Genomic DNA, 20,286 nt, shown 5'->3' with positions numbered 1-20,286 from the left:
GCTATCCCGACAGGTTGAAGTTGCCGGTCTGGCCATACAGCGCCAGCGTCGCGAACAGGACGAAGAAGGCCGATGCGATCAGTGAGGTGCGCGTGGCCCGCCCGACGGCCTCGCCGACACCGGCGGGTCCCCCACTCGCGTTGAACCCGTAGTAGGTGTGCACCAGCATGATCACCACCGACTGCGCGATCGTGATCATGAAGGAGTTCAGCATGTCGCTCGGGATGAGGAACGTGTTGAAGTAGTGGTCATAGACGCCGCTCGACTGCCCGTAGAAGACGGTTGTACCGAACCTGGCGGCCCAGAACGCCATCAACAGCGCAACGCAATAAAGGGGAATCACGACGATGACGCCCGCAGCCACCCGCGTGGCCGCCAGATAGGCGATGGGGCGGATGCCGATCACCTCCAAGGCGTCGATCTCCTCACTGATGCGCATTGCACCCAGCTGGGCCGTGGCGCCTGCGCCGATGGTGGCGGCCAAGGCGATCGCGGCCACCACGGGCGTGATGAGACGAACGTTGAGATAGGCGGAGGCGAATCCGGTGAGTGCCTCCACACCGACCTGGGACAGCTGGTTGTATCCCTGCGCCGCAACGATTGCGCCGTTCGACAGTTCGAGGAACGACACCACCGCGACGGTTCCGCCTACCATCGCCAATGCACCGGTGCCGAAGGTCATCGCGGCGATCTGCCGAAGAAGCTCGGCACGATAGTGCACAAGCATGTCGATCGTGGCCTGCAGCGTCTGACCGAAGAACCTCGTCTGGTCCCCGACTGCACGCAGGCCCTGTCGCAGACCGTCCAGTCTTGCCAATGCCCGCGGAAACCGCTGGTGCAGAAGGAATTCCGTTGTCCCTGACGTCATAGCGTGACCTTGAATCCAATTGCCGTGACGACAAGGTTGATGATGAACAGGATCACGAACGAGAACACCACTGTCTCGTTCACTGCTCGACCCACGCCCGCGGGCCCACCCGCAACCGAGGTTCCCTGGTAGCAGGCGACGAGACCGGCGGTCAATCCGAACAGGACGGCCTTCACGATCGAGACCACGACGTCTCCCACACCCGTGATGAACGTCATGCTGGCGACGAACGCGCCCGGGGTGACGTGTTGAAAGAACACGGAGAAGAAGAACGCTCCGACCAGCCCGGTGAGTGTCACCAGTGCGGACAGCAGAAAGGCGACGATCGTGGCGGCGAGAACCCTCGGCACGATCAGCGACTGAATCGGATCGACCCCCATCACACGCAACGCGTCCAACTCTTCGCGAATGGTGCGGGCCCCCAGGTCCGCACACATCGCCGCGGCCCCTGCGCCCGCGACCACCAGAACCGTCACGAACGGTCCGATCTGGTTCACTGCGCCGAGGGCGGCACCGCTGCCCGAGTAGTCCGCGGCCCCGAGTTCCAACAGCAGGACGTTGATGGTGAAAACCGTCAGCACCACGAACGGGATCGCCAGCATGAGCGTGGGAAGCATCGAGACCCTCGCGACGAACCAGGTCTGGGTGAGCAGCTCCCGCCAGGCGAACGGCCGTCGAAACATCGCCACAAACGTGTCGAGGGCCATGGCGGAGAACCCGCCGATCCCACGAAGGGGTTTGAGTGCTGCTCCGGATGACCATCCGAACCTGGAAGCCCGTTGCACAGCGCCCTCCATGTTCATTCCAGACCTCCTTCCAGCCGCTCGGACCACGTGCCCGAAGGCTCAGTGAGGCGCTAGAACGTGTCGAGCCTCACCGGGCCGGCTTATTGTTATCGACACCATGAGCAAAAATCAACATTTGATCTAAATATCGATATTTTGACGTGGATCGGCCGCGCGCCGCCCACCGACCGTGCCTTGCACCGCGGCCGGCGGTAGGCCGGCGTCCATCGAGTGATCTCTTCCCGAGCGGCTCGATTTCGTCGTCGCCGCGCGCGCACCACCCGGGTCGGGAAGCCCTCCGACCTGGCGTCGATCACCGCATTTCTCCTGCCCCGACGAGACGGAGTGGATCAACGACCAGTTCTGGCACATCGGCGGCGCCGCCCACATGGGCCAGTGAGGGCGACCGCGGCGAGAGCGCGGCGTTCCGCGAGGTTTAATCTCCCCGGACCGCCACCGCGCACTCATCGCCTGAGCTGGCGAATCTGCACTGACGCTAAGCCGGAGGGTCCAGGGATTCGGTGATCCGATCGAGCAGTCGTGTCAGCTCGCGTTGTTCCTCGGTGGTGAGGCAGCTGAAGATCTCCCCCGCGACGACGACGTAGTCGCGGAGCCAGTTTCGCGCCTGCGTCTCCCCTGCGGGCGTGGTCGTCAGGCGGATCGCGCGCCGGTCGCTGTCGTCGACACCGCGGGCGACCAGTCCGTCGCGAACAAGTGCCTCCACCAGCGTGGACGCCGTGCCCTGGCTGATTCCCACCTCGCGGGCCAGATCCGCGAGCCGGACCGGCTGCATCCGAGCCACTTCGGCGAGCAGTTTGGATCTCGGAGTCGAGACGCCATGTTCCCCCAGGCGGTCGTCGAAGGCCCGCACCACCGACTTTCCTGCGCGTCCGAACGCATCGGCGAGGCGCCCCGCGCGCTGCGCCGATGCACCTGACGCAGCGCGTCCACCCGTCGTCTCATTCACGTTGACGAAATACTATCAGTACCCATATAGTTTGACATCAAATGATTTGATATGGAATGAATGGAGACGCAGATGAGACTTTTCGTCACGGGCGGCAGTGGATTCGTCGGGCAGCACCTGATCAGGCGACTGGTCGGCGCGGGGCACGAGGTGCGGGCGCTCGCCCGCACGGACAGCGCCGCCGACCTCGTCAGCCGGGCCGGGGCGCAGCCAGTTCTCGGCGACCTGTCGGAACTGGTCAACGGTGATCCGCCACCGCAGTGGACGTCGACACTGCACGGGGTCGACGCCGTCGTGCATGGCGCTGCCTACATGGCGTTCTGGGGTCCCGACGACCTCTTCCGCCGGGCCAACCTCGAGCCCAGCGTTGCCCTGCACCGGATCGCCGCCTCATCTGGAGTGACAAGGTTCGTCCTGATCAGCGCCGCCAGCGTGGCCAGCGGCACCCAGCGCGCGCCGGTCATCGACGAGCGCACCGATGAAGGTCGGCCCAATATCGCCTACAGCCGCATCAAGCTCGCCACCGAGCGCACCCTGCTCAGCGCGGTCACACCGACGATGACGACGGTGGCCCTTCGGCCGCCGTTCATCTGGGGTGCGGGCATGTCGACCCTGGACCAATTCGTCGCCTCCGTGGAAGCCGGTCAGTTCAGCTGGATCGACAACGGCAGGCACACGGTCGATTTCGTCCACGTCGACAACCTCACCGAGGCCGTCCGACTCGCACTCACCCGTGGCCGTCCCGGTCGCGCGTACTACGTCACCGACGGCACGCCGATGCCGGCCCGCGATCTCTTCACCCCCCTGCTGGCCACCCGCGGTGTCGACGTGAGCGCAGCCCGCAGTGTGCCGTTCGCGGTGGCGGCTCCCCTGGGCGCACTCCTCGACGCGGGGGCACGCCTGCTGCGCCGGCCCGAACCGCCGATGCTGACGAACTGGATCACGACGTTCATGGGTCGCGACCGCAGCTACGACATCACCGCCGCGCGAAGCGAACTCGGCTACACCCCATTCGTCACCCTGGCCGACGGACTCGCGGAGATGGCGGACTCCTACGCCCGCTGAACTACTCCCAGCTGACCTCATCCGGAGACTTGTCCGGCCGCAGCCCACGCCACGACGGGTGCCGCAGCCGCCCGTCGGAGGTCCGTTCGCCGTAGCGGACCTCGCCGACGAGGGCGGGTTCGACAAACGTGACGCCGCGGGCGTCGGGTCCGGTCAGCTTCCGGTTGAACGGGGTCTCGTCGGTACGCAACGGAGCGAGCAGCTTCGTGAGCTTGGTCAGCTCCTTGTCGCTGAATCCGGTGCCGACCCGGCCGACGAAGTCCAGGCCGGCGTCGCCGGGGATTCCCATCAGCAGCGCCCCGATCCCGCCGGACCGGCCGCCCTCACCGACCCGCCACCCGCCGATGACCACCTCCTGGGTGTTCCAGTTCTTGTCCTTGATCCATGACGCCGACCGCCGCCCGGGCTGATACGTCGAATCCCACTTCTTGGCGACCACGCCCTCCCACCCCCGCTCGGCAGAATGCGCCAGCGCCTCCGCACCGTCACCGGAAAGCTGTTCGGGGACAACGAGGTCGGTGTCGATGGCCAACGTCTCCAACAGCTTGCGACGGTCCCGATACTTGACGTTGAGCAGCGACCGTCCATCGAGGTGGAGCAGGTCGAACGCCCAGAACTCGATGTGGGTGGCACGGGCGCGGTTCTGCATCTCCCCGAAGCTGGGCACGCCCGAGGCGTCCAGGGCGACCACTTCTCCGTCGAGCAGGACGTGATGATCGGACAGGTCGGCGGCGATGGCGGCCAACTGCGGGTACTCACCGGTGATGTCACGCCCGCTGCGCGAACGCAGTTGCATCTCACCGTGGTTGGCATTGAACAACGACCGGTAACCGTCCCACTTGCCCTCGAACGCCCATTGCCCCGCCTTGAGTTTCGCGACGGAGCCGTGCGTCGCGAGCATCGGCGCCAGATCGGTGGGGGCCGGCTGGGGCTGTTCCTTGGTGCGATGGGCCAGCCAGTTCTTCCCGTCGGTCTGGATCAGCGCGTAACGCCCGGTCACCTTCTCCCCGTGCAGGGTGACGATCACCTCACCTTTGGCCTGTGCGTCATCGCCCCAGTCGCGGAACTTCTCGACCTCGTACGTGCCCGAATCCCAGATGATGACTTTGCCGCCGCCGTACTCCCCCTTCGGGATATCACCCTCGAAGGTGGCGTACTCCAACGGATGGTCCTCGGTGTGCACCGCCAGATGGTTGACCGATGGCGTCTCGGGCAGGTTCTTCGGGATGGCCCAGGACACCAGCACACCGTCACGTTCCAACCGGAAGTCGTAATGCAGGCGACGTGCGTGATGCTCCTGGATGACGAACGTATTGTCCTTTCCCGCAGCGGGTCTGGACTTCGGAACCGGCTCGGGGGTCTTGCCGGCATCGCGCATGGACCGGTAGGTGCTCAACCGGTCGGAGGCGGGCATCGGCGGGTCCAGTCCGTCAAGCAGATCCCCATCCCGGGCCACGCGCTCAAGGACTTCGGCATACCCGAGTTGCCCCAGATCCGGGTCGTCGAGCTCGTCCCAGGTGCGTGGCGTCGCGACCGTGGGCTGCGCACGCCCCCGCATCGAGTACGGCGCGATCGTGGTCTTCGACGCGGAGTTCTGACTCCAGTCCACGAACACCTTGCCCGTGCGCAGGCTCTTGGTCATGGTCGCGGTGACCTGTTGGGGCATCGACTGCTCCAACTGCTGGGCGACCCGTTTGGCCAGCACCACCGCTCCGCGTGAACTGACGGGTTCGTCCAAGGGCACGTACAGGTGCACGCCCTTGCTGCCGCTCGTCACCGGGAAGGTGCGCAGCCCCAGATCGTCCATGAGTTCACGCACCGCTCGGGCGACGTCACACACCTGCCGCATGGGCACGTCCGGACCGGGGTCCAGGTCGAACACGAGGCGCGTCGCGGGTCCCGGCTTGCCGTCGACGAATCGCCACTGCGGCACGTGCACCTCGAGAGCGGCCTGCTGCGCGATCCAGGCCAACCCGGCCGGGGTGTCGATGATCGGATACGTCGTGGTGCCGCTGTTGTGGGTCACGCTCGCGCGGTTGAGCCAGTCCGGCGCCGAGGAGGCCAACTGCTTCTCGAAGAACTCGGCCTTCTCGACACCGTTGGGCCATCGCTTACGCGTGGTGGGCCGGCCGACGATGTGCGGCAGCATGACGTCGGCGATCGTGGTGTAGTAGTCGAACACCTCAGCCTTGGTGGTCCCGGTCTCGGGATACAGCACCTTATCCGCGTTGGTGAGCTTGACCTGCGGCTCCTTGGAACCCATACCTGCCAAACGTATACCTTGCTAGCGTTTGAACATGGCTCACGCGCGCTGGACACCCTGGTTGGGCGCCGCCGCGTCCGCAGCCGCGCTCATCCTGGCCGCGCCCGCCTCGGCGGATCCCGAGGACCACGTGCCGTGGTGCTCGGGTGATCAGACTCCGATGGACAGCGCCTGCCGGACAGCGCCGTCGCAGGTGTTCACCCATGACCACAATCCGGGCGCCAATCCACAGACCCCGATAGGCCTGGACCCCGGGCAGGACGCGCTAACCCCCTAACCCCGTGGACTTGTTGGTCCATACTGGGAAGATGCGATCCATTTGGAAGGGTTCGATTGCCTTCGGCCTGGTCAATGTGCCGGTCAAGGTCTACAGCGCGACCGAGGATCACGACCTGAAGTTTCATCAGGTGCATGCCGTGGACAACGGCCGGATCCGGTACAAGAGGGTCTGCGAAGTGTGCGGCGAAGTCGTCGAGTACAAGGACATCGCGCGGGCCTTCGAATCCGACGACGGGCAGAGCGTCGTCATCACCGACGAGGACATCGCCACGCTCCCCGAGGAGCGCAGCCGCGAGATCGAGGTGCTGGAGTTCATTCCGGCCAGCCAGCTGGACCCGATCCTGTACGACCGCAGCTATTTTCTCGAACCGGACTCCAAATCGTCGAAGTCGTACGTGCTGTTGGCCAAGACCCTCATGGAGACCGACCGGGTGGCCATCGTGCATTTCGCGCTGCGGAACAAGACCCGGCTTGCGGCGTTGCGGGTCAAGGACTTCTCCAAGCGTGAGGTCATGGTGATCCACACGCTGCTGTGGCCCGACGAGATCCGCGATCCCGACTTCCCGGTGCTCGACACCAAGGTCGAGATCAAGCCGGCCGAGTTGAAGATGGCCGGGCAGGTCGTCGATTCGATGTCGGAGGATTTCAACCCCGATCAGTTCCACGACGACTACCAGGAACAGCTGCGCGAGCTGGTCGAGGCGAAACTGGAAGGCGGAGAAGCCTTCACGGTTGAGGAACAGCCCACTGAGCTCGACGAGTCCGACGACGTGTCGGATCTGCTGGCCAAACTCGAAGCCAGTGTCAAGAAGCGGCGGGGCCAGTCCGACAAGGGTTCTGACTCCGACGCCGATGACGAGCCCGCCAAGAAAGCCCCGGCAAAGAAGGCCGCCGCCGAAAAGCCACCAGCCAAGAGGGCACCGGCCAAGAAGGCGGCCAAGAAGGCCCCCGCCAAGAAAGCTGCATCGAAGAAATGACCAGGCCCGGACCCCGCGACCGGTTGATCAGCACGGCGATCGCCATGGTGCAGGAACGCGGTGTGCACGCCACCGGACTGTCGGATCTGCTGAAACGCAGTTCGGCCGCCCGCAACTCGATCTACCAGCACTTCCCTGGGGGCAAGGAGGACCTCATGGTCACCGCCACCCAGACCGCGGGTGCGATTGTCGCGGCCCGGATCGACCGGCTTGCCGCGACGACCGATCCCGCGGGCATCGTGTCCGGGATGATCGCTCGGTGGATCTCCGAGTTGGAGGCGGCCGACTTCGGCACCGGCTGCCCGATCGCCGCGGCGGCACTCGCGAGCCCCGACGAGCCGGCGATCGCCGCGGCGGCGGCCGACGCCTTCGCGGCGCTGCGTGGCCGGATCAGCGCGGCCCTGGTGGCGGCGGGCACATCGGGAGAGGCCGCCGATGTCAAGGCGTCGGTGGCGGTCAGCGCGATCGAGGGGGCGCTGCTGCAGGCCCGTGCGGCGCGTTCGGTGCAGCCACTGCGCGATGCCGAGACCGTGTTGGTCGCACTGCTGCGCGACTGACGCCGCTAGGCCGCCAGCGTGTTGACCGCACCGCGGAACACGAAGGGCAGTGCCGACGAGGCCGGAACCACCGCGCGGCGGCCCAGCGCGGGCGTCGTGCCCATCACCAGGGCCCGGGTGAGCCAGCGATACCGCCGGGTGATGCGGTGCCAGTCCCGCTCGTAGTCGGCGGGACGCTCGGCCGCGATGGCCGCCACGGCCGCGCCCGCCTGCTTGACCGCCAGGCTCATCCCCTCACCGGTCAGCGCGTCCTCGTAGCCGGCGGCGTCGCCCACCAGCAGCACGCGGCCCGCGACACGTCGCGCCACCACCTGACGCAGAGGCCCGGCGCCGCGCTCGCGATCCTGCCTGGCCCCGGCCAGCGTGCGTTCGAGCCACGGAAACCAGGACAGGTCGTGGCGGTGACTGCTCAGGATCGCCACCCCCACCAGATCCGGCTCCACCGGTGTCACATAGGCCTCTCCGTACGGCGACCAGTGCACCTCGACGAACTCCGACCACGCGGGCACGCGGTAGTGGCATCGCAGCCCGACCCGACGGGGCCGCCCGACGGTGACACCGATGCCGACCGCACGGCGCACGGCGGAATGCAGTCCGTCCGCACCCACCAGATACCGAGCGCGCACTCCGGCCGCGGAGACACCGTCGGCATCCTGGCTCACCGCACCCACCTTGGCCGCGACCCATTCGGTCCCCACCTCGTGCGCGCGGGCCGTCAGTGCGGCGTGCAGCGTGGTCCGGCGCACCCCGCGACCGGGCCCGCCGGCGAACCGCGCCTCGACTCGCCGCTCGCGATCGACGTAGGCGATGCCCCGAAACGGCATCCCGGCCGGATCGACCCCGAGATCGGCGAGCACCCGCAGACCGCCGGGCATCAGCCCCTCACCGCAGGCCTTGTCGATGGGCGAGTCACGGGGTTCGGCGACGATCACCGACAGTCCCCGCGCCCGCGCGTGCAGAGCCGTCGCCAGTCCCCCGGGGCCGCCGCCCACCACCAGGATGTCGGCGTCATACCCGGGCATCGGTGTACCCCAGCGCGATGTTCTCCACCCGGATCCGCACGGTGAGCAGCACCGCGTTGGCGACGGTGAAACACAGCGCCGTCACCCAGGCCGTGTGGACCAGGGGCAGCGCGACGCCCTCGACCACCACCGCGACATAGTTCGGGTGGTGGATCCAGCGGTAGGGCCCGCGCTGCACGAGGGGTTTCCCGGGCAGCACGATCACCCGCGTGTTCCACCGCGGCCCGAGCGTCGCGATGCACCACCACCGCAGCACCTGTGCGGCCACCACGAGCACCAGCATCGGCCAACCCAGCCACCGCAGGAAGGGCCGGTGGGCCAGCCACACCTCGAGCACACAACCCGCCAGAAGCGCGGTGTGCAGGACCGCCATCGCCGGGTAGTGCCCGCGGCCGAACTCCCTGCCGCCCCGTTCGAACGCCCAGCGCGCATTGCGTTGGGACACGACGAGTTCGACCAGTCGCTCGACGGCGACGGCCGCGATCAGCACGTAGTACGGGTTCACCAACGCAGCAGCACCAGTTCGGAGCAGAAACCGGGGCCCATGGCGACCATCATGCCCAGCGATCCCGGTGGCGGCGGGTCGGCGAGGTTGGCGCGCAGCACGTCCAGCACCGACACCGACGACAGGTTGCCGTGCTCGCGCAACGACTCCCGGGTGCGGTCCAGTGCGATCGGGGGCAACTCCAGCACATCCTGGACGGCCTCGATGACCCTGGGACCGCCGGGATGACACACCCAGGTGTCGATATCGGAAGGGGTGAGGCCGAATTCGGCCAAGAACAGGTTCACGTCCTCACCGAGATACTTCTCCGCGACGTCCGGAACCCCCGCCGACAACACGATCTTGAAGCCGGAAGTGCCGATCTCCCAACCCATCACGTTCTCGCTGTCGGGATAGAGCCGACTCCGGGTGGCCAGCACCTGTGGCCCCGGCGCGCCCCGCTGGGCACCGGCGGCCACGACCGCCGCGGCACCGTCGCCGAACAGGCTGGTGGCCACCAGGTTTGCCAGGGAGTGGTCGTCGCGCTGCATGGTCAGCGAACACAGTTCCACCGCCACCAGGACGGCCACCTGCTGCGGGAACGCGCGCAGGTAGTCGTGCATGCGGGCCACCCCGGCGGCCCCGGCAACGCATCCCAGACCGAACAGGGGCACGCGTTTGACGTCCGGTCGCAGGCCGACCTTGGTGGCCAGTCGGGCGTCGATGGTGGGCACCGCCAGCCCCGTGACCGTGGTCGAGAAGATGACGTCGACCTCGTCCGGCCGGATTCGCGCCTCCGACAGCGCGTTCTCCAGGGCCTGCTCGGCCAGACCGACCGCCACGTCGACGAACACCTCATTGGCTTCGGTGAATCCGCTCAGCTGGCTGTACCGTGCCAGCGGCATCGCCAGATTGCGGGCCTCGACACCGCTGCTGCGTGCGAACCGGGTGAACTCCGCACCGGCGAAAGTGGTGAGCGCAGAGACCACTTCGTCCTGACTGTGGCGGTGCGGCGGGAACTCCACGGTGGCGGCGACGAGGCCGGGACCGGGGTCCGGTCCGATCGTGTCGTCAAGGGTATGGCTTCGGGGTTCCACATAGGTGTCTACGTAGGGAACACCGGAAAAGTTCAGCCCAGCGTGCGGCCAGCCGAACTCAGGTAGCCCTCGGCCAGCGCACAACTGCCCTGGGCGTAGCTGGCCAGCTTGGTCTGCGCTTCCAGCGCGTGGTCGTGCGTGCCCATCCACGCCAGCAGCATCAGCCGTCGCACCAGCACCAACGACGCGAGCATGTCCTCGTCGGCACGGTCCACCGGCGCGACGGTGCGGTACCCGGTCAGCCAGGCGTCCTGCCACGCCGGCAGCGCTGGATCATCCTCGATGAACGACACCGCGGCTGCGAAGTCGTAGAAGAACCAACTGAATCCGCTGTCGTCGAAGTCGATCACCGTGAGGTCACCGGCGTCGATGAGCAGGTTGGCCAACCGTAGATCGGCGTGCACCAGCCCGAAGCGGTTGGGGCCACAACCATACTCACGCAGGCGCTCTCGCAGAAGCCGCTGCGCCCGGTCGAGGACGGCTCTTTCGGTCTCGCCGACGCCCGCCGAGTCCTGCCATCGGCCCCACCGGGGTGCCGCGCCCAGGCAGGCGTCCCAATCCCAGGCGAACCGGTCGAATCCGTCGGGCCGGGACCATGTCCGTGAATGCCTGTGCAGCACAGCGGTTATCCGGCCGAGTTCGTGAAAGTCGGCCTGCCCCAGCGCGTCCTCCGCCGGATGTGCCCCGGTGACCCACTCGAACCGCACCACATGGCGCGGTGCGCCGTCGACGTCCACCGTCACCACCCGTCGCCCGTCGGCGGCGGCCAGCGGCCTGGGCACGGCGACCGCACCATCGGCGCTGAGGGCGTCGAGCCACATCAGTTCGGATTCGATCTGATGGCGCTCGTGGTAACCACCGCGGTGCACGCGGACCACCGACCGTTCCCCGGTCGCGGAGTCGGTCAGCAGGTAGGTGGAGTTCTCTGAGCGGTTCATCAGCTCCAACGGCGACCCCGGTGCGACCGCGTGTTCGGCGAGGGCCTTGGCCGCAATGCTGAGATCGAGATCTGCCGCGTCCGGACACACGTTGGTGAACCTACCCGGCCTTGCTAGCGTCGCGCGATGATCCTCGACAGATTCCGACTCGACAATCAGGTCGCCGTGGTCACCGGCGCGGGACGCGGCCTGGGTGCGGCCATCGCGGTGGCGTTCGCCGAAGTGGGCGCCGACGTGGTGGTGGCGTCACGAACCCAGACCGAACTCGACGCGGTGGCCGACCAGATCCGGGCACTGGGCCGCCGCGCGCACGTCGTCGCCGGCGACCTGGCGCACCCCGAGGCCACCGCCGCGCTGGCCGAAGCCGCGGTGCAGGCCTTCGGACGTCTCGACGTCGTGGTCAACAACGTCGGCGGCACGATGCCCGCCCCGTTGCTGAACACCTCGACCAAGGATCTGCGGGACGCGTTCACGTTCAACGTGCTGACCGCGCACGCCCTGACGACCGCGGCCGTCCCACTGATGCTCGAGCACTCCGGTGGCGGCAGCATCATCAACATCACCTCGACCATGGGCCGGGTGGCCGGTCGCGGGTTCGCGGCATACGGCACCGCCAAGGGCGCGCTGGCGCAGTACACCCGACTGGCCGCACTAGACCTGTGCCCGCGCATTCGGGTCAACGCCATCGCGCCCGGCTCGATCCTGACCTCTGCACTGGATGTGGTGGCCTCCAACGACTCGCTCCGCGAGCCGATGGAGCGCGTCACGCCGATGCGGCGCCTGGGCGATCCGGCCGACATCGCCGCGGCCGCGGTGTATCTCGCGTCGCCGGCGAGCAGTTACCTCACCGGAAAGACACTCGAAGTCGACGGCGGGATCACGTTTCCGAATCTGGACCTTCCCATCCCCGACCTGTGACGGGGCGCAGCGATACACTGCGGAGGAACTGTCCGAAAGAAAGGACTTCCCATGCGCGTGCTGCGTTTCATCATCCCCGCCCTGGTGGCTGGAGGTGCCGCGGTCGCCATCGCAGCGGCGCCCGCAGCGGTCGCTGCACCTGATTGCGAGGCCACCGGCGGCAGTGGCGGCATCCAGGGTGGCCAGAACACCGTGTGCTCGTCACCGGGCAACGTTCAGATCGACTCGCGTCCGTCGGTGTACGCCATGCCGTGGTACGGCGACCCGTTCTTCGGCGCCGGGATGGTCTTCTGACCCGCCCGTGACGATGGTTCCCGCATCATGCGGGCCATCTTCAGTTTTCGGCTCTCCTAACTTTCTGATTCGCTGACCCGGATTTAGAGTGGGCGCGTGGCGCTCACTCGACAGACCTCGTCGCGGTTCAGCTGGTACCTCCTGGGACCCGCGTTCGTCGCCGCGATCGCCTACGTCGACCCCGGCAACGTCGCGGCGAACGTCAGCGCGGGCGCGCAGTTCGGGTTCCTGCTGCTGTGGGTGATCGTGCTCGCCAACGTCATGGCGGGTCTGGTGCAGTACCTGTCCGCGAAAATCGGTCTGGTCACCGGACGTTCGCTGCCCGAGGCCGTCGCCGACCACACCCGTCGCCGCACGCGCATCGCCTACTGGCTGCAGGCCGAGCTGGTGGCGATGGCCACGGATCTGGCCGAGGTGGTGGGCGGCGCGATCGCGCTGTACCTGCTGTTCGACCTGCCCCTGGTGCTCGGGGGCCTGATCACGGGTGCGGTGTCGATGGTTCTGCTGTTGGTGCAGGACCGCCGCGGGCAACGGATGTTCGAGCACGTCATCTCCGGTCTGCTGCTCGTCATCGCGATCGGGTTCCTCACGAGCCTGTTCGTCGAGACCCCTCCCGCGGCGTCGGTCGCCTCGGGCCTGATCCCCCGGTTCGACGGCGCCGAGAGCGTGCTGTTGGCGACGGCCATGCTGGGCGCCACCGTGATGCCGCACGCGGTGTACCTGCACAGCGGCCTGGCCCGCGACCGGCACGGTCACCCCGAACCCGGCCCGCTGCGCCGGCGTCTGCTGTCGGCCACCCGGTGGGATGTCACCCTGGCGATGCTGGTCGCCGGATCGGTCAACATCGCGATGCTGCTCGTGGCGGCGACCAATCTGCAGGGCCGCGACGACACCGACTCCATCGAGGGTGCCCACGCCGCGGTGCGCGACGCGCTCGGGCCGACGGTGGCGCTGTTCTTCGCGATCGGCCTGCTGGCCTCGGGCCTGGCGTCGACGTCGGTGGGCGCCTACGCCGGCGCGATGATCATGCAGGGCCTGCTGAAGGTCTCGATCCCGATCTTCGTCCGCCGCCTCGTGACGCTGATCCCGGCGCTGATCATCCTCGGCGTCGGCTTCGATCCCAGTCGCGCCCTGGTGCTGTCGCAGGTGGTGCTGTCGTTCGGCATCCCGTTCGCGCTGATCCCACTGGTGCGCCTGACCAGCCGCGCGTCGGTGATGGGCGCCGATGTGAACCATCGGATGACGACGGTTTTCGGCTGGCTCGTCGCCACCGTGATTACCCTGCTGAATGTGGTGCTCATCTGTCTGACGATCAGGGGCTGACGCATTCGGTCGGCCGTCCATCGCTACTTCGCGTACGGGTCCAACCTGTGCGCGCAGCAGATGGCGGCCCGATGCCCCGACGCCACCGACCCCACACCCGCGGTGCTGGCCGACCATGACTGGCTGATCAACGAACGCGGCGTGGCCACCATCGAGCCGTTCCACGGATCGCAGGTGCACGGCATCGTGTGGGACATCTCCGAGACCGACCTGGCGGCGCTGGACCGCGCCGAGGGGGTGCCCGTGCGGTACCGCCGGGACCGATTGACCGTGCAGGCCACCACCGGGCCCGCCGACGCCTGGGTCTACATCGACCACCGCGTGGAACCCGGCCCGCCGCGGCCCGGCTATCTGGAACGCATCATCGACGGCGCGCGCCACCACGAGCTGCCGCAGCGCTGGATCGAGTTCCTGCACCGCTGGGATCCGGCCGGCTGGCCACACCGCGTGGCGCCCGACACCCCGGGGCCGCAGACACTGTCGGAACTGTTGAGTGATCCCCATGTGCACGAGGAGCACGTGCTGCGCTCAAGGTTCGGCTTCATGGCCATCCATGGCGGCGATCTGGAGCGCATGACGGATGTGATCGCCGAGCGCGCCGCCGAGGCCGCGGGCGCCTCGTTCTACACCGTCCGGCACCCGGTCGACTACCCGCACCACCTGGCGTCGGCGCGGTTCGATCCGGCAGAGTCGGCTCGGCTGGCGGAGTTCCTCGACCACGTCGACGTCGTCGTGTCCGTGCACGGGTACGGCCGGATGGGGCAGAGCACCCGTCTCCTCGCGGGCGGCGGCAACCGGACACTCGCCTCGCACGTCGCGGGTCACCTCGACCTGCCGGGCTATCACGTGATCACCGACCTCGACGACATTCCGCGCGAACTGCGGGGTCTGCATCCGGACAACCCCGTCAACCGCGTGCGCGGCGGCGGCGCCCAACTCGAGCTGTCGCCGCGAGTGCGGGGCATCAGCCCGCTGAGCCCCGTGGCCGCCGCCGACGGGCTGCCGGTGGTGACCTCGCGGCTGGTCTCGGGACTGGCGGCCGCCGCGTCGACCTGGGTGTGAGTCAACCCACGCACCTCGACCCATCCATCCGCGCCGCGGCTCCGAACACCTGATGTGAACACCGGACGATCCGTTGCCGTCATCGGAAGTGGAGTCGCGGGCCTGGCGGCCGCGTACACGCTGTCTCGCCACGACCGCGTGACGCTGTTCGAGGCCGACGACCGTCTCGGCGGGCACGCGCACACCCACCACCTCGATCGCGGGGACGGCGTCATCGAGGCCGTCGACTCCGCATTCCTGGTGCACAACACCCGCACCTATCCCACGCTGTGCCGAATCTTCGACGAACTCGGTGTGCGTACGCATGACACCGACATGTCGATGTCCGTCCGGGCCGACGCCATCGGCCTGGAATATGCCGGTGCACGAGGTCTCGGCGGCCTAGTCCCCGCGCCGTCGAACCTCGTGCGCTGGCGCTACCTGGCCATGCTGGCCGAGGTCAAGCGGTTCCACCGGGCCGCCAGCGCGCTGCTGCACGAGGACGTCGACTCCGACCTGACGCTGCGGGCCTTCCTTGACCAGCACGGCTTCTCGGCGTTCTTCACCGAATACTTCATGACACCGCTGGTGGCCGCGGTGTGGTCGTGCGCCCCCGACTCCGCGCTGGACTACCCGGCCCGGTACCTGTTCGTCTTCCTCGAGCACCACGGCATGCTCACGGTGTTCGGATCCCCGACCTGGCGCACGGTCGTCGGCGGTTCGGCCACCTACGTCGAGGCGATCGCGGGCCGTCTCCACGAGGTTCGGCGCGGGACACCCGTGCAGGGGTTGCGCCGCACGACGTTCGGCGTGCAGATCCGGACCGCCCGATTCGGCGCCGAGGAGTTCGACGCCGCCGTCATCGCGACCCATCCCGATCAGGCGCTGGCACTGCTGGACGAGCCGACTGCGTGGGAACGCGCGGTGCTCGGCGCGATCGGCTACTCGACCAACCACGCCACGCTGCACACCGATGAATCGGTGCTCCCCAGGCATTCACGCGCCCGGGCGTCCTGGAACTACCTGATGACCGACCGGCGCGACCAGGTCGTCGTCACCTACGACGTGAGCCGACTCATGGGGCTGTCCGGTCCGCGGCGATTCCTGGTGACGCTGGGCGAGGACGCGCCGATCAGCCCCGGCTCCGTGCTCACCGAGATGACCTACCACCATCCGCAGTACACCCTGGAATCCGTTGCCGCGCAGGGCCGATTGCCCTCCCTCAGTGATGACCGAGTGGCGTTCGCGGGCGCGTACCACGGGTGGGGATTCCACGAGGACGGTGCGGCGTCCGGGGTGCGGGCCGCCGACGCCCTGCTGTGCGCCGGGAGCAGGTTGTGAGCACACCGGCGATCTACCGCACGCGGATCACCCACCTTCGCCGCGCCCCCGTACACCACCACTTCGAGCATCGCAGCTACAGCTGGTACGTCGACATCGACCACCTGCCCGAACTGCCCCGATGGCTGCGGCCTTTCGCGCGCTTCGAGGCCGCCGACCACTTCCAGCCCGGCCCGGACACGCTGCGGGGTCGCGTCGACGCCTTCCTGGCCGAGCACGGCGTCGACCTCCACGGCGGACAGGTCACAGCACTGCTGCAGGCCCGAGTGCTCGGATACGTCTTCAACCCGTTGAGCGTGTTCTGGTGCCACGACCGCGCGGGCCGCCTGCGCGCCGTCATCGCCGAAGTGCACAACACCTACGGGCAGCGGCATGCCTACCTGCTGCCCGCCGAGCACGACGGCGTGGTGGTGCCCAAGCGCATGTACGTCTCGCCGTTCAACGGAGTCGACGGCCACTACCTGGTGCACGCGCCCCGACCCGCGGAGACCCTCGACGTCACGGTGTCGCTGCACCGGGCCGGCCAACCCGCATTCGTCGCCACCATGCGCGGACGACGCCGCACTGCCAGCACCGCACGCATCGCCTGGCTCCAGATCGTCGCCCCACTGGCTCCGCTGTTGGGCGCGTTGGGAATCCGCGTCCAGGGCATCACCCTCGTGCTTCGCCGCGTCCCGATCGTCCCACGTCCATCAGCCGTCCGCGAAAGGACTCAACTGCCGTGACCATCGACCTCTCCAGCACCGACACCTCAGCGATCGACGCCGATCGCTGGCCGGGCGTGGCCTCGGTCCCGAGGGGGCCGGTGGCCGCGTTGTCCGGACTGGTCGCCGACGACCTGCTGCAGCGCGCGGCGCGCCGGTTGCCGCTGCGCCTGCTGTATCCCGATGGATCCGTGATCGGCGCGGCCGACCCGACGCTGCCGACGCTGCGCCTGCTCCACCCGGATCGGTTGGTGCGCCGCGTGGGCCGCAGCGGCCTGATCGGGTTCGGCGAGTCCTATATGGCCGGCGAGTGGACATCGGACGATCTGGCGGGCGTGCTCACGGTCTTCGCGACGTCGGTGGCGGACCTGGTTCCGCGGTCGTTGCAGCGGATGCGGCCCATTGCCCTTGCGCGCCAACCGAAAACCCATCACAACAGCCGGGATCAGGCCCGCCGCAACATCGCCGAGCACTATGACCTGTCCAATGACCTGTTCGCCGAGTTCCTCGACGAGACCATGACCTATTCCAGCGCGCTGTTCGACTCGCTGCCCGCGCAGTGGACCGAGCTGCCCGCCGCGCAGCATCGCAAGATCGACCGGCTGCTCGACACGGCGCGCGTCGGACCGGACAGCCGAATCCTTGAGATCGGTACGGGCTGGGGCGAACTGAGCCTTCGCGCCGCGGCCCGCGGCGCGGAGGTGACGTCGGTGACGCTGTCGGCCGAACAGCAGCACCTGGCCCGGCAACGCGTCGCGGCCGCCGGTCTGTCCGACCGCGTCACGATCGAACTCTGCGACTACCGCGACGTGACGGGCTGTTACGACGCGGTGATCTCGGTCGAGATGATCGAGGCCGTCGGATATGAGTTCTGGCCCACCTATTTCCGCACCCTTGACGCGTTGGTGGCGCCCGGTGGGCGGGTCGCGATCCAGGCGATCACCATGCCCCATTCGCGGATGCTGGCCAGCCGCAACACGCACACCTGGATACAGAAGTACATCTTCCCGGGCGGTCTGCTGCCGTCGACGGAGGCCATCCTGTCGATCACCGAACGCGATACGTCACTGCGCACCGTCGACATGTGCTCGCTGCGTCCGCACTATGCCGAGACCCTGCGGCTGTGGCGGGAACGGTTCACGCAGCGCCGCGACGCCGTGGCCGCACTCGGCTTCGACGACGTCTTCTGTCGCATGTGGGAGCTGTACCTGGCCTACTCCGAGGCGGGGTTCCGCTCCGGCTACCTCGACGTGTACCAGTGGACCTTCGCCTCGAACGGAGGACGGTGGTGAACTTTCTGGTCGTCTCGGGTGCCTCGCTGGCGGCGGTCATCGTCGTGTTCGGGGTGACGTTCGCGATCAGTCGGCGGATCAACCGCGCCAACGTCGTCGACGTCTGCTGGGGCCTGGCCTTCGTCGCCGTCGCGGCCGTCGCCGCGGTGCTGGGCGACGGTGATCTGGGCAGACGGATACTGCTGCTGGCGCTCGTCGCGGTCTGGGGGCTGCGTCTGGCGATCCACATCCACGGCAAGACCGCCGGGAAGGGTGAGGACCCGCGCTACCGGGCCCTGCTGAAAGAGGACTTCTCGGCGCGCAACGTGCTGCGTCGGGTGTTCGTCATCCAGGGCGCCTCCGCGTGGTTCGTGTCGCTGCCGGTGCAGGTGTCGGCGACCGCCGGTCCGACACCGCGCGCCCTGTGGCCCGTCGCGGCGGTGGGCCTGGCCCTGTGGTGCGTCGGCCTGGTGTTCGAGGCGCTCGGTGACCATCAGCTGAAGACGTTCAAGGCCGACCCCGCCAACCGCGGCCGGATCATGGACCGCGGACTGTGGGCCTGGACCCGCCATCCGAACTATTTCGGCGACGCCAGTGTGTGGTGGGGCATCTGGCTGGTGACCATCACGGGTCCCCTGGCGCTGCTCACGGTGTTCTCACCGGCGCTGATGACCTACTTCCTGGTGTACGCCACCGGGGCGCGACTGGCCGAGAAGTTCATGGCCGGACGGCCCGGATTCGACGAATACTGTTCGCGGACTGCCTTTTTCGTGCCCCGACCACCGAAGCGGGGGTAAATGACCACGATCACCTCCCCGCCCGCTAGGCTCTCAGACGTGACAGCTGACCTCGACGCACTGCTGCGCCGGGTGGCTCGGCGCGACGCCGAGGCGTTCGCTGCGTTCTATGACGACACCAAGTCTCGGGTGTTCGGACTGATCAGCCGCGTCCTGCGCGACCCCGGCTACGCCGAGGAGACAACGCAGGAGGTCTACCTGCAGGTCTGGCGCAGCGCCGACAGCTACGACCCCGCCTCCGGATCGGCACTGGCCTGGCTGCTCACCCTGGCCCATCGCCGCGCCGTCGACCGCGTACGCAGCGAGGAGGCCGGCGGCAGACGGGAGTCGCGGTACGGCGCGGCCACCGTCGAACCGCCGGTCGATGCTGTGAGCGAGTCGGTGCTGATCCGCGACGAGCGCCGACAGGTCGTCAGCTGCCTGGACAGCCTGACCGACCTGCAACGCGAATGTGTCGAACTCGCCTATTACGACGGGTTGACCTATGTGCAGGTGTCCGACCGATTGTCGGCCAACCTGGCGACCATCAAGTCACGCATGCGAGACGCACTGCGCAGCCTGCGCAACTGCTTGGGGACACGATGACGACCCCCGATGACATCCTGACCGTGGCGGTGCCCTACGCACTGCACGCGATACCCGAGAGCGAACGCGATCACCTCGAGGCCGCGCTGGCCGACTCCGAGCACGCCGATCAGTTCTTCGACGAGGTGCGGGCCGTGCGGGAGGCCATGGCACGCGTGTCGACCTCGACCGCGGTGGAACCACCCCCGCGGCTGCGCGACCGCATCCTGGCCGCGGCAGCCGAGGATCCCGTCCGGCGTCTCCCCGGGACCGGACGGCGTTGGCGCGCAGCGGTGCTGGCCGCGGCGGCGGCAGTCGTGATCGGGCTGGGCGGGGTCGGCGTCGGCGCGGTCCTGCGGGAGTCGCCGCAGCCGACGACGGCCCAGCAGGTCTTCGCCGCACCCGACGTGCAGACCGTGTCGGGTCCCATCCCCACCGGCGGCAGGGCGACGTTCGTGTTCTCGCACGAGCGCAACGCCGGCGTGCTGGTGATGAATGACGTCACTCCTCCGCAGGACGGCACCGTCTATCAGATGTGGCTGGTCGGCGACGACGGTGCGACCTCCGCTGGCACCATGGATGCCGCGACGGTGTCGCCGTCGACCACGGCCGTCGTGCCTGACCTGCGCAACTCGACGGCCTTGGCGTTCACCGTCGAACCCGGAGCCGGGTCCACCTCGCCGACGGGTGAGGTCTTCGCGGAGTTGCCGCTCATCTGATTCTGGTTCCGG

Annotated in this window: 22 protein-coding genes; 14 read left to right on the top strand and 8 right to left on the bottom strand. The window is 68.1% G+C overall.

What is annotated here, in order from left to right:
* Nucleotide 1 precedes the first annotated feature (1 nt).
* The 3 genes from A5727_RS01730 to A5727_RS01720 form a co-directional block, all read right to left on the bottom strand.
* On the bottom strand, nucleotides 2-868 hold the full coding sequence (locus tag A5727_RS01730; protein WP_068243424.1) for an ABC transporter permease: 867 nt from the start codon (nucleotides 866-868) through the stop codon (nucleotides 2-4).
* A complete protein-coding gene (locus A5727_RS01725; protein WP_068243563.1) occupies nucleotides 865-1,665 on the bottom strand; it encodes an MlaE family ABC transporter permease in 801 nt (266 codons plus the stop codon). The genes A5727_RS01730 and A5727_RS01725 overlap by 4 nt, the downstream gene beginning before the upstream one ends.
* 484 nt (nucleotides 1,666-2,149) lie before the next feature.
* Nucleotides 2,150-2,620, bottom strand: coding sequence for a MarR family winged helix-turn-helix transcriptional regulator (locus A5727_RS01720; RefSeq protein WP_068243420.1), 471 nt, complete (start codon nucleotides 2,618-2,620; stop codon nucleotides 2,150-2,152).
* 72 nt (nucleotides 2,621-2,692) lie between these two features.
* Here A5727_RS01720 and A5727_RS01715 point away from each other — a divergent pair, with 72 nt between their 5' ends.
* Nucleotides 2,693-3,685, top strand: a complete 993-nt coding sequence (locus A5727_RS01715; RefSeq protein WP_068243561.1) for an NAD-dependent epimerase/dehydratase family protein — start codon at nucleotides 2,693-2,695, stop codon at nucleotides 3,683-3,685.
* A gap of 1 nt (nucleotide 3,686) precedes the next feature.
* Here A5727_RS01715 and A5727_RS01710 read toward each other — a convergent pair whose 3' ends face one another.
* Complete coding sequence (locus A5727_RS01710) at nucleotides 3,687-5,948, bottom strand: ATP-dependent DNA ligase (protein ID WP_068243414.1); 2,262 nt, start codon at nucleotides 5,946-5,948, stop codon at nucleotides 3,687-3,689.
* 34 nt (nucleotides 5,949-5,982) lie between these two features.
* On the opposite strand from A5727_RS01710, the gene A5727_RS01705 reads away from it, so the two are divergent.
* From A5727_RS01705 to A5727_RS01695, 3 genes are read left to right on the top strand one after another with little or no spacing between them, the layout of a single operon-like run.
* Complete coding sequence (locus A5727_RS01705) at nucleotides 5,983-6,225, top strand: hypothetical protein (RefSeq protein ID WP_068243411.1); 243 nt, start codon at nucleotides 5,983-5,985, stop codon at nucleotides 6,223-6,225.
* A 31-nt stretch (nucleotides 6,226-6,256) separates the two neighbouring features.
* Complete coding sequence (gene ku, locus A5727_RS01700; RefSeq protein WP_068243410.1) at nucleotides 6,257-7,204, top strand: non-homologous end joining protein Ku; 948 nt, start codon at nucleotides 6,257-6,259, stop codon at nucleotides 7,202-7,204.
* Nucleotides 7,201-7,761, top strand: coding sequence for a TetR/AcrR family transcriptional regulator (locus A5727_RS01695; protein WP_068243409.1), 561 nt, complete (start codon nucleotides 7,201-7,203; stop codon nucleotides 7,759-7,761). Before ku ends, A5727_RS01695 begins: the two co-directional genes overlap by 4 nt.
* A 5-nt stretch (nucleotides 7,762-7,766) precedes the next feature.
* Here the strand turns inward: A5727_RS01695 and A5727_RS01690 are convergent, their stop codons facing one another.
* The 4 genes from A5727_RS01690 to A5727_RS01675 all read right to left on the bottom strand — a co-directional run bounded on the left by A5727_RS01690 (nucleotide 7,767) and on the right by A5727_RS01675 (nucleotide 11,392).
* On the bottom strand, nucleotides 7,767-8,783 hold the full coding sequence (locus A5727_RS01690; protein ID WP_068243404.1) for an NAD(P)/FAD-dependent oxidoreductase: 1,017 nt from the start codon (nucleotides 8,781-8,783) through the stop codon (nucleotides 7,767-7,769).
* Nucleotides 8,770-9,291, bottom strand: coding sequence for an isoprenylcysteine carboxyl methyltransferase family protein (locus A5727_RS01685; protein WP_068243400.1), 522 nt, complete (start codon nucleotides 9,289-9,291; stop codon nucleotides 8,770-8,772). The genes A5727_RS01690 and A5727_RS01685 overlap by 14 nt, the downstream gene beginning before the upstream one ends.
* The gene (locus tag A5727_RS01680) at nucleotides 9,285-10,331 is read right to left on the bottom strand and encodes a type III polyketide synthase (protein ID WP_197507557.1); all 1,047 of its coding nucleotides are present in this window, start codon (nucleotides 10,329-10,331) and stop codon (nucleotides 9,285-9,287) included. The genes A5727_RS01685 and A5727_RS01680 overlap by 7 nt, the downstream gene beginning before the upstream one ends.
* 65 nt (nucleotides 10,332-10,396) lie before the next feature.
* The gene (locus A5727_RS01675) at nucleotides 10,397-11,392 is read right to left on the bottom strand and encodes a phosphotransferase enzyme family protein (RefSeq protein WP_068243397.1); all 996 of its coding nucleotides are present in this window, start codon (nucleotides 11,390-11,392) and stop codon (nucleotides 10,397-10,399) included.
* Nucleotides 11,393-11,428: 36 nt separating this feature from the next.
* On the opposite strand from A5727_RS01675, the gene A5727_RS01670 reads away from it, so the two are divergent.
* From A5727_RS01670 to A5727_RS01625, 10 genes are all read left to right on the top strand, one after another.
* Nucleotides 11,429-12,220, top strand: coding sequence for an SDR family oxidoreductase (locus A5727_RS01670; protein WP_068243394.1), 792 nt, complete (start codon nucleotides 11,429-11,431; stop codon nucleotides 12,218-12,220).
* Between the two features lie 51 nt (nucleotides 12,221-12,271).
* Nucleotides 12,272-12,514 (top strand): hypothetical protein, encoded by a 243-nt coding sequence (locus tag A5727_RS01665; RefSeq protein WP_068243392.1) that lies wholly within the window; start codon nucleotides 12,272-12,274, stop codon nucleotides 12,512-12,514.
* A gap of 96 nt (nucleotides 12,515-12,610) precedes the next feature.
* A complete protein-coding gene (locus A5727_RS01660; RefSeq protein WP_068243389.1) occupies nucleotides 12,611-13,837 on the top strand; it encodes an Nramp family divalent metal transporter in 1,227 nt (408 codons plus the stop codon).
* Nucleotides 13,838-13,840: 3 nt separating this feature from the next.
* The gene (locus A5727_RS01655) at nucleotides 13,841-14,899 is read left to right on the top strand and encodes a poly-gamma-glutamate hydrolase family protein (protein WP_286149891.1); all 1,059 of its coding nucleotides are present in this window, start codon (nucleotides 13,841-13,843) and stop codon (nucleotides 14,897-14,899) included.
* Between the two features lie 54 nt (nucleotides 14,900-14,953).
* Nucleotides 14,954-16,219 (top strand): NAD(P)/FAD-dependent oxidoreductase, encoded by a 1,266-nt coding sequence (locus A5727_RS01650; protein WP_068243382.1) that lies wholly within the window; start codon nucleotides 14,954-14,956, stop codon nucleotides 16,217-16,219.
* The gene (locus A5727_RS28010) at nucleotides 16,216-16,944 is read left to right on the top strand and encodes a DUF1365 domain-containing protein (RefSeq protein WP_231991912.1); all 729 of its coding nucleotides are present in this window, start codon (nucleotides 16,216-16,218) and stop codon (nucleotides 16,942-16,944) included. Before A5727_RS01650 ends, A5727_RS28010 begins: the two co-directional genes overlap by 4 nt.
* Nucleotides 16,941-18,215, top strand: a complete 1,275-nt coding sequence (locus A5727_RS01640) for a class I SAM-dependent methyltransferase (RefSeq protein WP_068243377.1) — start codon at nucleotides 16,941-16,943, stop codon at nucleotides 18,213-18,215. The genes A5727_RS28010 and A5727_RS01640 overlap by 4 nt, the downstream gene beginning before the upstream one ends.
* Nucleotides 18,212-18,991, top strand: a complete 780-nt coding sequence (locus A5727_RS01635; RefSeq protein WP_068243552.1) for a DUF1295 domain-containing protein — start codon at nucleotides 18,212-18,214, stop codon at nucleotides 18,989-18,991. Before A5727_RS01640 ends, A5727_RS01635 begins: the two co-directional genes overlap by 4 nt.
* A complete protein-coding gene (locus tag A5727_RS01630; protein WP_068243373.1) occupies nucleotides 18,992-19,576 on the top strand; it encodes a sigma-70 family RNA polymerase sigma factor in 585 nt (194 codons plus the stop codon). It begins immediately after the preceding gene.
* The gene (locus A5727_RS01625; protein ID WP_068243370.1) at nucleotides 19,573-20,274 is read left to right on the top strand and encodes an anti-sigma factor; all 702 of its coding nucleotides are present in this window, start codon (nucleotides 19,573-19,575) and stop codon (nucleotides 20,272-20,274) included. Before A5727_RS01630 ends, A5727_RS01625 begins: the two co-directional genes overlap by 4 nt.
* Nucleotides 20,275-20,286 lie beyond the last annotated feature (12 nt).

It is taken from the genome of Mycobacterium sp. ACS4331, from assembly GCF_001667265.1.
In the GTDB taxonomy this organism is placed as follows: Bacteria; Actinomycetota; Actinomycetes; order Mycobacteriales; family Mycobacteriaceae; genus Mycobacterium.
The sequence above is the reverse complement of the archived record's forward strand: the minus strand, read 5'-3'. Positions and strand labels throughout refer to the sequence as shown.

Coding starts and splice junctions, on each gene's coding strand:
- A5727_RS01730 (WP_068243424.1), bottom strand. CDS start 868: ATGACGTCAGGGACAACGGAATTCCTTCTGCACCAGCGGTTTCCGCGG.
- A5727_RS01630 (WP_068243373.1), top strand. CDS start 18,992: ATGACCACGATCACCTCCCCGCCCGCTAGGCTCTCAGACGTGACAGCT.
- A5727_RS01725 (WP_068243563.1), bottom strand. CDS start 1,665: ATGGAGGGCGCTGTGCAACGGGCTTCCAGGTTCGGATGGTCATCCGGA.
- A5727_RS01670 (WP_068243394.1), top strand. CDS start 11,429: ATGATCCTCGACAGATTCCGACTCGACAATCAGGTCGCCGTGGTCACC.
- A5727_RS01690 (WP_068243404.1), bottom strand. CDS start 8,783: ATGCCCGGGTATGACGCCGACATCCTGGTGGTGGGCGGCGGCCCCGGG.
- A5727_RS01705 (WP_068243411.1), top strand. CDS start 5,983: ATGGCTCACGCGCGCTGGACACCCTGGTTGGGCGCCGCCGCGTCCGCA.
- A5727_RS01710 (WP_068243414.1), bottom strand. CDS start 5,948: ATGGGTTCCAAGGAGCCGCAGGTCAAGCTCACCAACGCGGATAAGGTG.
- ku (WP_068243410.1), top strand. CDS start 6,257: ATGCGATCCATTTGGAAGGGTTCGATTGCCTTCGGCCTGGTCAATGTG.
- A5727_RS01695 (WP_068243409.1), top strand. CDS start 7,201: ATGACCAGGCCCGGACCCCGCGACCGGTTGATCAGCACGGCGATCGCC.
- A5727_RS01715 (WP_068243561.1), top strand. CDS start 2,693: ATGAGACTTTTCGTCACGGGCGGCAGTGGATTCGTCGGGCAGCACCTG.
- A5727_RS01665 (WP_068243392.1), top strand. CDS start 12,272: ATGCGCGTGCTGCGTTTCATCATCCCCGCCCTGGTGGCTGGAGGTGCC.
- A5727_RS01625 (WP_068243370.1), top strand. CDS start 19,573: ATGACGACCCCCGATGACATCCTGACCGTGGCGGTGCCCTACGCACTG.